This is a genomic window from Listeria sp. ILCC796 (assembly GCF_900186175.1).
GTDB lineage: Bacteria > Bacillota > Bacilli > Lactobacillales > Listeriaceae > Listeria > Listeria goaensis.
In genome coordinates this window covers 99,941-112,699 of the sequence record NZ_FYBV01000007.1, presented here as the reverse complement: position 1 = coordinate 112,699, position 12,759 = coordinate 99,941, and the positions used below count along the sequence as shown (strand labels likewise).

At 40.6% G+C, this 12,759-nt stretch carries 10 protein-coding genes; 1 reads left to right on the top strand and 9 read right to left on the bottom strand.

Annotation, left to right across the window (positions count from 1 at the left end):
- Window positions 1–98 precede the first annotated feature (98 nt).
- The 7 genes from CFS04_RS08915 to sufC all read right to left on the bottom strand — a co-directional run bounded on the left by CFS04_RS08915 (window position 99) and on the right by sufC (window position 9,621).
- Window positions 99–2,021 (bottom strand): glycosyl hydrolase family 28-related protein, encoded by a 1,923-nt coding sequence (locus CFS04_RS08915; RefSeq protein WP_088810344.1) that lies wholly within the window; start codon window positions 2,019–2,021, stop codon window positions 99–101.
- A gap of 142 nt (window positions 2,022–2,163) precedes the next feature.
- A complete protein-coding gene (locus CFS04_RS08910; RefSeq protein ID WP_088810343.1) occupies window positions 2,164–4,275 on the bottom strand; it encodes a DUF262 domain-containing protein in 2,112 nt (703 codons plus the stop codon).
- A 166-nt stretch (window positions 4,276–4,441) separates the two neighbouring features.
- A complete protein-coding gene (gene sufB, locus CFS04_RS08905; protein ID WP_088810342.1) occupies window positions 4,442–5,836 on the bottom strand; it encodes a Fe-S cluster assembly protein SufB in 1,395 nt (464 codons plus the stop codon).
- Between the two features lie 14 nt (window positions 5,837–5,850).
- Complete coding sequence (sufU, locus tag CFS04_RS08900; RefSeq protein WP_088810341.1) at window positions 5,851–6,291, bottom strand: Fe-S cluster assembly sulfur transfer protein SufU; 441 nt, start codon at window positions 6,289–6,291, stop codon at window positions 5,851–5,853.
- On the bottom strand, window positions 6,288–7,514 hold the full coding sequence (locus CFS04_RS08895) for a cysteine desulfurase (RefSeq protein WP_088810340.1): 1,227 nt from the start codon (window positions 7,512–7,514) through the stop codon (window positions 6,288–6,290). The genes sufU and CFS04_RS08895 overlap by 4 nt, the downstream gene beginning before the upstream one ends.
- On the bottom strand, window positions 7,515–8,816 hold the full coding sequence (gene sufD, locus CFS04_RS08890) for a Fe-S cluster assembly protein SufD (protein ID WP_088810339.1): 1,302 nt from the start codon (window positions 8,814–8,816) through the stop codon (window positions 7,515–7,517).
- Window positions 8,817–8,835: 19 nt separating this feature from the next.
- Window positions 8,836–9,621 (bottom strand): Fe-S cluster assembly ATPase SufC, encoded by a 786-nt coding sequence (gene sufC / locus CFS04_RS08885; protein ID WP_088810338.1) that lies wholly within the window; start codon window positions 9,619–9,621, stop codon window positions 8,836–8,838.
- A gap of 349 nt (window positions 9,622–9,970) precedes the next feature.
- Between sufC and CFS04_RS08880 the strand changes: the two genes are divergently transcribed.
- A complete protein-coding gene (locus tag CFS04_RS08880) occupies window positions 9,971–11,029 on the top strand; it encodes a hypothetical protein (protein WP_088810337.1) in 1,059 nt (352 codons plus the stop codon).
- Between the two features lie 41 nt (window positions 11,030–11,070).
- On the opposite strand, the gene CFS04_RS08875 is transcribed toward CFS04_RS08880, so the two are convergent.
- Window positions 11,071–11,877 (bottom strand): MurR/RpiR family transcriptional regulator, encoded by an 807-nt coding sequence (locus CFS04_RS08875; protein WP_088810336.1) that lies wholly within the window; start codon window positions 11,875–11,877, stop codon window positions 11,071–11,073.
- On the bottom strand, window positions 11,877–12,758 hold the full coding sequence (locus CFS04_RS08870) for an ROK family protein (protein WP_088810389.1): 882 nt from the start codon (window positions 12,756–12,758) through the stop codon (window positions 11,877–11,879). Before CFS04_RS08870 ends, CFS04_RS08875 begins: the two co-directional genes overlap by 1 nt.
- Between the last annotated feature and the right edge of the window lies 1 nt (window position 12,759).

The following is a 12,759-nucleotide window of genomic DNA, read 5'->3' as shown; positions in this document are numbered from 1 at the left end:
CGTGAAAACACTCACAAGAACCCCTTTCATTTTAGCGGAATGAAAGGGGTTTGTAAATGCGTGATGTGAATTTTAACGCTTATATTTTATAGGAGCGTTTAGTTTGGAATATACAAAGCACGTTTCCCGAGCCCTGCTGAATCTCTCTGCCCAACCTGCACTTGAGCAAATCCCGATTGTCCATCTGCGCGGTAACGAATTGCTAGTCCCGTATAGCTATTCGCTGGATTTGAAAGTAGACGTGCTAAATATTCGCCATCAACACTTTGTAAATTAAAATCAGTTGTTTTAACAGTCTGATTAATAATTTTTATATTTTTATCATTGAGCTCAAAAATTGGTTTCCAGCTAAATAATTGGTCACCTATTGGGACTTGCTGTTCAACATTTAAGCCATCTTTTGAGACAGATAAGCGATATTTATGATCCTCACCTTCTAAGACTACCCCTTTTCCCTTCGCTTGGTCGGCATTTATAGCGATACCTTCCTTCGCTTGAACATGTCCATTTAAAACAAGTTCGACATTAGTAAGCGTTGTATCATTTGGCGCAACAGACAAATACTCGTCCCATCGCCCTCCGCTCTCCTCATTTAATTTTTCCAATTTAAACTTCTCAGCATCATCCATTAGCATCATGCGATACTGCTGCCTATTGCTTTCTAAAGTTAAATCGGGATTAGTTGCACGTTTAATTCGCATAATGCCGTCCGCTGTCAAAGTAATATTCTCATTATTAAGCTTTGTTTCTACTGAATTGATTGACAAGTGTGTTTTCCAAGCCGTACCTTCCGTATGTCTATCCAAATTCAGTGCGTTGGTAGAATCCTCCAAAGCCATCCGATACTTTTGTTTATCACTTTTTAAAGCTAGTTTTGGATTTAAATTCCCCTCAATTTGAGCCGCATCACGGATTTTAAAAATATAATCTGGATAACTTGAAACGCCAAGAACACTATTATTGTTCTCTACCATCGATACTTTTGTCATATCATCAGAAATAACTAAATTTTGTATAGCCATTTCTTCCAAAGCTACTTTTTGAGTTAAGCTATAAATGGTTGACATTATCGTATTTTTCAAATGGAACTCTCCTGAACCTCCGTCATTCATAGCAGCTTCCCCGCGAATCGGCAACACCATAATTTCTTTACATTTAAGGTTACCGCTTCCTTCTGTGATAAGTGCATTCCCTGTAATCCGTTCATTCGTTTGAGCGGAAACAGTTAATCCGATTGCCTCTCTAGTAACCGCTTTAAATGAAATTGCCGTATTAGCAAATGCAGCCGAACAGCCTGCCATATTCACACCTCGGCAATCTTCATATTCAAATGCAGTTCCAATTCGAGGTATATTAGGTTCAATCATATCATTTGGATGATTAGCAAACCCCTTGCAGCCAATTAAATTAATTTCCTGATACTTCTTAAAGTAGTAACAAGCTTTTCCAAGCAAGTCATTCTCGCTTACATGGCTTTCCTTTAGTGCCGTTTCTTTTTTCACACGGGTAACGGTACTATTTTCTAGCAAAATAGTTTGCCCTAATTTATTAGGCTCTGTTACAAAATTAAATCCACTATGATTGTAATGAAGGTTCATAATGCTGACATTGCGAAACGAAACTTTGTCATATCCGTTTTCCACTAAAATACCGTCAGCATTCGCGTTATTACAATTAATATCAATCCCTCCATCAATATTTATCCCTGTATTAAATATTGTATTCGGATCTGCGGTAGATTGCTTAAAATAAAGTAACGCCGCTCCTTCAAATCCCGTTAATGCTGTAATTCTTGTTTTATATGATGTTTCTGTTAAAATTTTAATCGCTGTTGTTTGAACAATAATTGGAGATTTAATAGCAATTCCTTTTGCTTTTGGAAAATAAACACTCGCCCCACCACGTCTCGCAGCTTCTTCAAAAGCTCTATTAATTCCTGCTGAGTCATCCGTCACACCATCTAGCGCAACATTATAATCACGGATATCAATAATGTCATCGACAATAGTTGCATAAGTCATTTTAATCCTCTCCTTTATTCAAATTTGCTAATATTTCTATTAGCACCTAAAATTTAGCACATGTTCAACATTCTCTCAAGAAAGGTATACACTCATCTAAAAATGAAAATCCCCGCCACATTCCGCAGCGGGGATTTTCAATTTAATAACTTACATTACTTAACTTTCTATCCTCAACATTTTTGCCTTCGTACTTAATTGCATCCACTAACAAAGTACTGTACTCCAAATTATATAAATCCATCAGTTCCTTAATATAGTTCATCTTTCGTGAGTTCGAAAGATCAATATACACATATACGCCAGACATTACCTCGCTATTTGTTACCGTTGCTTCGCCTGAAAACATTGACTCTAAACCAGTTTGGCCTTCTGCTTTCATTAGCTCGATAATGGGCATGCTGGATATTTCCGTTAACTCTTTTACGAAATGGACATAGAACTCTTTCCATGTTGTCACAAATTGATAGTCTTCATCCTTGAAACGATAGCCTTTTATTTTATAACCAGTGAAAGTTTGTTCGCCGTTATAAACGATCATTTCATTTTCTGGAATGGTTGGCAAAAATTCTGTTTGCGGGTACGTCCAAATTTTAAGCGCGATTTCAATTAGTTCTTCTGTTCGTTGATTGATTTCTTCCTCGCCCCAATTTTCAGCGTGAGCGGGAAGTTTATTTAGATTGACGAAATGGCTCTCTTTAAATCCTTTTTCCATATTTTGTTTTTCCAAAAAAGATTTGTTGCTGTATTTTGAGTTATAGCCCGTCAGTGTTAAATTTCCGAGCCTGTTTAAGTACATTTCGTGGATTTGCTTGTAATCTTGCCCCAACTCTTGTTGCCATGCGAGCGTCAGCCGCCGCGGCATAATGTGCTCAATCGAATATTTTCGCGCGCTAACGCCTTCATAAATCTGCAGTTCTTCGGCATGCCCAAAATTTTCCAACCGCTCAAAAAAATAAGTTCTAAAAGCAGCGTTCATATTGTAAAAATCATTTGCGCGTAAATGGTCGTTGATAACGAAATCGTCCGGAATTTTTGCAGTACTCGTTTTGGTTAAAATTAGGTAACTAAATAAATCTTTTAGCGTGGGCGTGTCATTTGACTCTGCTCTCAACCGTTTTAAGTCGCGGTACAAAGTTTCAATAACTTTGTTAAGAGAATTAGACGGTATTTTAGCAATCATTCTTCTTGCGATGTAGTTTTCTAAAATGGTGAAAACATCGACAACTTCAAAATCTTGCAAGTCATTTTGGTTGTAATCATAAAGAACCGCCATTAGGAACGGGCGTACAACGGTTGATTGCAATTCATTGAAGCGTCTCAAAATGGCATTGATTTCTTTGTTTTCCGTGTTGCCTTCCAAAATTTGCTGATAGGCTAGCGAATATTCTGAAAGCTCATCGAAAAAGACCGCCTTATTATTAAATTTGCTACTATAAAATTCCGTAAACGTTTCATATACCTTCGAGATATTCGGATATTTGCTATTTTTAACGGTTAAGTAGTCTCGAAAAAACGAGCTTAGCTGAAATTGTGTCCGCTCTTCAATTGGTTCCCAGTAATTTTGGAAATGCGCCAATTGCAGTTCTTGCTTTTCATTCATCAAAAGAAAATTCCGAATTTTATCGGCATCGGTCAAGTCCACACCTGTTGAATTTAAACTTTCAAAAATGAGTTGCGGGTCATCATCTGGTGAATTCAAATTGACAATCATCACTTGTAATTTTTCTATCGCATTCATAAGTTCGTCGAGAGAAATGCTTTCCTTTTCCAGCTCATGATAAAAATATTCATAGTTTATCGTTAAATTTGAATGCTTCACAAAGAATTTTTCGTCACCAAATAACTTTTTATATGTATGAAAATCTCTAGAATTCGGTATCAATTTATATTTATCTACATCGCGACTGAACGCGTCCATCAAAAATGCATTTTCAATATTGGCCGGGTTCACCCGTTCCCCTGTCAATTGGTGTGCTTCCATCCAGTTTTTCAACGCCAAAAGAAGCAGTGATATGGTTGTAAGTCGCTGTTGCCCGTCGATAACAATAATTTCCTGTGATAAATTTCCCGGTTTTACGACCATACTTCCAAAAAAATGCGTCTGTCTATGTTCTTTCTCTAACATCATTAAATCTTCCATGAGCCGTTTGCAGTTTTCTATCTTCCAATCATAATTCCGCTGATATACTGGAATTATCAGTTTTGAGGCACCGCGCAAATATTCTGTCAGATGCCTTACATTACCTTCCATATTTTCATGTCCTCCTCCGCTTTCGCTAGGTTTCGCGAAGCTGTTGTTTAATTGTCTATATGATAAAAGTATAGCATGAAGTATATTTCAAGTGAAATAAGAATTCTATCTATGAAAAAAAACGGAAATAAAGCGAAAGTCGCTTCATTTCCGTTTCAATATTACCTTAACCAATCGATCCTTCCATCTCAAACTTAATCAAACGGTTCATTTCAACTGCGTATTCCATTGGCAGTTCTTTTGTGAATGGTTCGATGAAGCCCATGACGATCATTTCGGTTGCTTCGACTTCTGAAACGCCGCGGCTCATGAGATAGAAAAGTTGTTCTTCGGATACTTTGGATACTTTTGCTTCGTGCTCAAGGGAAATATTATTGTTTAAAATTTCGTTGTATGGAATCGTATCGGATGTCGATGCGTTGTCCATGATGAGCGTGTCACATTCGATGTTTGAACGAGCGCCGTCCGCGTTACGGCCGAAATGGACGATGCCGCGATACGTTACATTACCACCGTGTTTCGAGATGGATTTTGAAACGATTGTGCTCGATGTGTTTGGTGCCATGTGCATCATTTTTGCACCGGCATCTTGGCGTTGGCCACGACCGGCGATGGCGATGGAAAGTGTCATACCACGTGCGCCTTCTCCTCTAAGGTAACAAGACGGGTATTTCATTGTCAGCTTGGAACCGATGTTGCCATCAATCCATTCCATCGTGCCATTTTCTTCAACAAACGTCCGTTTCGTTACGAGGTTGTAGACGTTATTTGCCCAGTTTTGAATGGTAGTGTAACGGCAATAAGCACCTGGTTTTACGACGATTTCAACAACGGCTGAGTGAAGCGAGTTGGTCGTATAAACGGGGGCTGTACAGCCTTCCACGTAGTTGACGCTTGCGTTTTCGTCGACGATTATAAGCGTCCGCTCGAATTGTCCCATGTTCGGGGAATTAATTCGGAAGTAGGCTTGTAGTGGCGTGTCGATTTTAACGCCAGGTGGTACATAGATGAACGAACCTCCCGACCAAACGGCGGAGTTTAATGCAGCAAATTTATTGTCAGATGGTGGAATGACTTTCGCGAAGTATTCCTTGAAGATGTCTTCGTTTTCTTTTAGCGCGGTATCAGTATCTTTAAAGACGATGCCGAGTTCTTCCAAATCTTTTTTCATATTGTGGTAAACAACTTCGGATTCATACTGTGCGGATGCACCTGCCAAATATTTCTGTTCGGCTTCTGGAATGCCAAGTTTGTCGAATGTACGTTTAATTTCTTCTGGAACCTCGTCCCAAGATTGAACGGTTTGTTCGGAAGGTTTCACGTAATACGTGATGTCCTCGAAGTCTAGTTCTGAAAGGTCTCCGCCCCAAGTTGGCATCGGCATTTTGTAAAACTGTTCGAGCGATTTCAAACGGAAGTCGAGCATCCATTCGGGCTCTTCTTTAATTTTGGAAATTTCACGTACAACATCTTCCGTTAAACCGCGTTCTGTACGGAAAACGGACGTATCTTTATCATGGAATCCGTATTGGTATTCGCCAATATCTGGAATTTCAGTCATATTAAGTTCCTCCTTTAACGATTTTCGCTTTCGTGAATGGCCCGCTCCATGGCTTTCCATGCTAGGGTCGCACATTTAATTCGTGCTGGAAATTTTGCGACGCCTGCTAGGGCTTCCACGTCACCAAATTCATCTATCGCTTCATGTTCGTGTCCTTGGACCATTTCGGAAAACTGGTGAGACATTTCAAGCGCTTCGTCTTCCGTATGCCCAATGACACTTTCTGTCATCATGGAAGCACTTGCCATCGAAATGGAACATCCACTTCCCGTAAAGCTGGCAGCTGTAATTTTATTGTCATCTATTTTCAAGTGCAAATGAATTTCATCACCACATGTCGGGTTGTTTAAGTCTATTGTGACGTTTGACCCGGCTAACTCCCCTTTATTCCGAGGGTTCTTGTAGTGATCCATAATCACTTGTCTGTATAGACCGTCTAATTTGCGACTGCTCATAAGCCAAAATACTCCTTCGTTAACTTTAATCCTTGAATGAAAAGATCAATTTCTTCTTTTGTGTTATAAATATAGAAACTTGCGCGAGCCGTTGAGTTCACGCCAAGCCATTTCATGAGTGGTTGTGCACAGTGGTGCCCGGCCCGAACGGCGATACCTTCTTCGTCAAGGACTGTGGCAAGGTCGTGTGGATGAACGCCGTCCAAATTGAACGTCACAAGACCTGCGCGCTTATGCGCATCTAGCGAGCCGTAAATGGTAATGCCAGAAATTTTTTGCATTTCGGCGAGCGCATAGCTGACAAGCTCCTGCTCATATGCATGAACCGCATCCATGCCGATTTCTGTCAAATAATCCACCGCCGCACCAAGCGCAATTTGTCCGCCAATCGTTGGTGTGCCGGCTTCAAATTTCCACGGCAACTCTTTCCACGTCGAATCGTACAGTTCGACGAAATCAATCATTTCGCCACCAAACTCAGTCGGCGCCATTTTTTCTAAAAGTGCTTTTTTCCCGTATAAAACGCCGGTTCCAGTTGGCGCCATCATTTTATGCCCTGAGAACGCATAGAAATCCACATCGAGCGCACCTACATCGACGGCCATGTGCGGAACGGCTTGCGCCCCGTCAACCACGATGACTGCCCCGTGGCGATGCGCGATTTGAGCGATTTCAGAAATCGGCGTCACCGTACCGAGCACGTTTGAAACATGCGCCAAGGCGACAATTTTCGTTTTAGCGCCAATCACGGAAGCCGCTTTTTCAACAGAAATGGTTCCATCTTGTTCGAGTTCGATAAATTTCAGTGTCGCACCTGTGCGCTTTGCAAGCTGCTGCCACGGAATGAAGTTGCTGTGGTGTTCAAGATGTGAAATAACAATCTCGTCCCCGCTAGAAACATTCGCCGCCCCGTAGCTATCCGCTACCAAATTAAGTGCCGTCGTCGTACCACGCGTAAAAATAATTTCCTGCACATGGCTCGCCCCAATGAATGCCCGCACTTTCTCACGCGCACCCTCGTAAGCATCCGTTGCCCGGCCAGCAAGCGTATGCACACCGCGATGAACGTTCGCATTGTCTGCTTCATAATAATGCGTGAGCGCGTCAACAACCTGTTTCGGCTTTTGCGCAGTCGCCGCATTATCAAAGTAAACAAGCGGTTTCCCATTCACTTCCTGCTCAAGAATTTTAAAGTCAGAACGAATTTTGGCGAAATCTTTCATTTAGCGCACTTTCCCTTCGATAACTTCCTTCAGCATCACTTTCACGCCTTCAATTGGCAATTGTTTCACAACAGGATCAAGGAACCCGTGAATTACAAGGCGCTCCGCTTCCTGCTTCGAAATGCCGCGGCTCATCAAATAGAACAGTTGAACTGGGTCAACACGACCAACCGAAGCAGCGTGCCCCGCGACAACGTCATTCTCATCAATTAGGAGAATCGGATTCGCGTCACCACGCGCACCTTTACTCAGCATCAAAACACGCGACTCTTGCTGCGCATCAGACTTCGAAGCGCCGTGCTTAATATGTCCAATACCGTTAAAAATCGTCGTCGCCTTATCTTTCATGACACCGTGGGATAAAATAGTCCCAGTGGAGGCTTTCCCGTAATGAGTCACTCTTGTCGTCACGTTTTGAGTCTGCTTGAAACGACCAACCGTCACCGTCTTCACATCGCCAGTTGAGCCATCACCCATTAAATTCGTGATATTTTCATTGATGGTGTCGCCGTCATTCATTAGACCAAGTGCCCATTCAATGGTTGAATCCGCACCAATATGACCGCGACGATTCATATACGTCGTAACGCCTTTTGAAAGGTTGTCTACCGCACCAAATGTAATTCGCGCATTGCGATTCGCGATGACTTCCTCCACAATATTTGCAATTCCAGTTCCTTCCGCGTCAAGCGAAACATAGTTTTCCACGTAAGTCACCGAACTATTGTCGTCCGCCACAACTAAAACGTGATTAACGAGCGGTTTTTTCGCATCTTGTTGCACAAAAATCGTTTGAATTGGCTCACTGATTTCCACGTTCTTCGGCACGTATAAAAATACACCGCCATTCACAAGTGCCGCATGAAACGCCGTCAACTTATGTTCGTCTACTTGAACCGCTTCGTTCATAAAATATTGTTTAAAAAGATCTGGGTGTTCTTTGGCTGCCGTCACAATGTCCGTTAAAATAACGCCTTGTTCTTGCAGCTCCTTGCTAAGTTGTAATCTTGCCGGACGCGCATCCACTTGCACATAATAGTTCGCATCCGCTTTATTTAAATCAACCAAGTTGGTTACCTTTTCAGCTAAAGCTTCGTTTGAAAGCCCCGTACTAGCTCCTTCAAACGTATCAAACTCCGTAAAATTCCAGCGTTCAATCTTCGTTTTATCCACAAATGGCAAGTCAAGTTCACTTGCTAATTTCCAAGCTGCCAAGCGACTTTCGGTTAAAAAAGCTGGTTCGCTAGCATGTTCAGAAAAGGCGCGGATAAAATCATCCTTTACAATTACATTTTCTGTCATGATTTTAACCCCACTTTCCTTATTTTTCGACTACGTCTTCTTCCTCTTCGAATTCAATGCCAAGCTCTTGCTTAATCCAATCATAACCCTCTGCTTCTAAACGTTTAGCAAGTTCAGCGCCGCCTTCTTTCACGACTTTTCCTTGCATCATTACATGCACAAAATCAGGCTCGATATAGTTTAGTAAACGCTGATAATGCGTGATAATCAGGCAGCCAAAACCTTCGCCGCGCATTGCATTGACGCCTTTTGAAACGACTTTAAGTGCATCAATATCAAGGCCCGAGTCAATCTCATCTAAAATCGCAATTTCAGGTTCAATCATAAGGAGTTGGAGAATTTCATTGCGTTTCTTTTCACCGCCAGAAAATCCTTCATTTAAATAGCGTTCAGCCATTTCTTCGTCCATATCTAAAAGTTCCATCTTCTCATCTAGTTTACGAATAAACTGCATAAGTGGAATTTCTTTTCCTTCTTCACGTCTGCTGTTAATCGCTGTGCGAATAAATTCAGCATTTGTAACGCCGCTAATTTCACTTGGGTATTGCATCGCTAAAAACAGACCAGCACGTGCGCGCTCATCGACTTCCATTTCGAGCACATCTTCTCCGTCTAGCGTAATACGTCCTTTTGTTACTTCATATTTAGGATGCCCCATAATCGCAGCCGAAAGTGTCGACTTCCCTGTACCGTTTGGCCCCATTATGGCATGAATTTCTCCAGTTGAAATTTCAAGGTTAACACCTTTTAAAATTTCTTTTCCTTCTATTTCAACGTATAAATCTTCAATCTTAAGTGTTGACATTCAAAATACCCTCCCCAGTTTGTTTTACATGCAATCTCGCATAGTCCTAGTTTAGTATAATTCTAATTTGATTACAACTATAAAAAACTGCACAATTTATCTTCTATCCTTCATTTTACTATGAACAAGGCAATTTTTCCACCTCGGTTTAAATTATCATTTTTTACTTCTTATTTGAGAATTTATTCCTTATCTTTTAGTCGAAAATTCATTCTACCTACACAAAATTTCAATTTCATCAGAAAAAAGAGGTTGTCTAATAGGGTGTGATATGTTATCGTTAAGCTAACGTAATATTTTTGAAACAATACTTTAATTCTGTAATATTATTCATCGGAGGAGATTTTTTATGAAAAAAGTAATAATAGGTATCGGCCTACTATTGCTATTTCTCTCGTTACAAGGGTGCAGCTCTCCCAAGTCAGACTTTACAAATGCCATGAAAAAACTAAGTGCAAATAAACAATTTACAATAGATACCAAGGTCAAAGTTAATGAAGTATCTTCCAACTACACGGAGAAGCTTGGGATAAACGACTTAAATACAACAGAAGTAGACTTAAAAATTTCTGCTGATACAATGCTTCAAACTTCTGGAATGGACGCCAATGTGCACTGGAGCAATTATTCACTGCATGTTCAGTCGCTCCAAAATAACCGTAACGGACTCATTTATATTCCAGTTGATATTTTCTACACAATCGACCCAAATATTGAAGATGCGCTAGGCCAAACGTCTAAACAAGTCTATCACACTGTTTTGGATAAAAATGAAGATTTGCAAGGAAAATATCTTGATTTTTACTCTGCTCTACAAAATATTTCCAACCAACCAATTGATAAAAAAACGGTTCAAAAACAAGCGAAACAAATCAATGAGTTGGAAAAAGAAACCGGTATTGCTTTATATGAATTTATGAACCAACTGGATGATGATCGCTTTAAAACAAATGAAGATGGTACGGTTGAAATTTCTATCCATAAAGAAGATTTCGTCACCTTATCCGATAAGCTACTTACAGCTTGGGATAAAAACAACGCCATTGTAAACCTTCTCTCGGGACAAAACGATGAGTCGACAATCACTGCAAAAAAAGAATGGCAAAACTATCAAAATAGCGTGCGCGCTTATTTTAAAAAGCTAAATGCTGACAAAAATCGCAAACTAGACATTCGTATGAGACTTGTACCCGACTCGGACTTTGGGATTAGCAAACTAACGCTCGACACAGATTATGAAAACAAAGCGAACAATGATCATTTTAATATAACGACTGAATTAAATTGGTTACCATACGAAAAAGTACCTGCCATTCCGTCAAGCGATGAAATCGTCACAAAGAAAGAGCTTGATAAAGTCATCTCAGATGGATTAAAATCGTATTTGCAAATTGAAAATAATAAATAGCACTAAAAAACGCGCTTTCGATTTTACGAAAGCGCGTTTTTTTAATAGAACTCTTTGTTGACGGTATGGATTGTTTTTTCCATATTTTCATGCATTTTATGGTCTTCGAGTAGCATAAGGGAAATAATGTCCATCACATACATAAGCGAAAACTGACTATTGACAAAATATTGGTTGCTCACAAAAAGGCTGTTGTAGACTGGAATGTTAATGTCGCTAAGCTCGACCATTTCATTTTTTTCAAAACTCGTGAACGTAATGATCTTGCTGCCGTTTTCTTTTGCTTTTTTTAGCGTGCTAATGAGTTCGCTCGTGTTGCCGGAATTTGAAATCCCGATTACAATATCGGAAGGCTTCGTAATCGCGCCCGTAATAATCATCATGTGTGACTCATTGAGACCTGTTGCGTTTAATCCCATGCGAATGAAGCGTTGCGACATTTCGATGGCCGTAAGTCCGGAGCTGCCTAAGCCACAAATATAGACACGTCCAGCTTCACGAATTAAATTAACGACTTTGCGAATTTCAGCTTTATCAATCATTTTCACTGTATTGTCAATCACTTTATGATAAAACGAATACACATCTTCAAAAATATCTTCATAACCCGCTGGTGGCAAATCTGTTGTTGCCGTGTTGATTTTTATTTTCAAATCAACAAAACTTTCACAGCCAAGCCGCTTACAAAAACGTGTAATTGTCGCGCTTGACGCCCCCGTTTTCTTCGACAAATTCGTAATCGTAATATTTTTAATCGAGTTGCTTTCCTCCAAAATATATTTAGCAATTTTCCGCTCTTTTAAAGGTAAAACATTATACATTTGCTGGATTTTCTGCAAAATATTCATCACACACGACCTTCTCTACTTAAAAAATGGTAAAGCGCCCCGACCATGCCCGCTTCATTCCCAAGCGTTGCAAACTCGATTTTTGCCGTGTTAAATGAATCAGACACTAACTGGTCTAAAACGGCCGTTTCAATTCGAGGTTTAAAATATGTTTTTTGTTCCATAATGCCACCGCCTAAAATGATAACTTCAGGATTTAAAACATAAATTAAATTTACAAGACCCGCTGCCAGATTGCAAATCCAAACATCGACAATCTTTTGAATTTCACTATCGCCGTTTAGCGCGCGTTTCATAATTGATTTCCCCGTCAAATTAACCTCACCCGTTACCAAACTCGCTTGCCGAATGAGTTCGCTTGTTGCCGCAAGTTCTTGGAAATGCTTGCCATTAACGCCCATATATCCAATTTCGAGAGCACGGTTTGAAGCGCCGCGAAGCAATTTGCCGTCTGCTAAAAAGGCGCCGCCAATACCCGTGCCAATCGTCAAACATAAAACGGACTTGAAATTTTTAGCGCCCCCTAAATAAAACTCACCAAGCGCCGCACAATTCACATCATTTTCAACTTGGCATGACAATTGATACGCCTCTTCAATTCGCTCTTTTATTTTCGTCCCCGTATACCCCGGAATCGTGTAGCCCGCATAACTAATTTCGCCGCGCTCCGTATCCACAACGCCTGCAGACGAAACCGCAACGCCCGAAATCCCGACCTTATTTTTAGCCACAATGTCTAGCACAGCTTCCATAATAAAATTTTCCGTCTTCGTCAGTCTCGTTTGCACCATTTGAACCGGCGTAAGACGCTCACCCGACTCACTAAACTTCGCAAACTTAATAGCCGTACCACCAATATCCATACACAAATATTCCGCCACA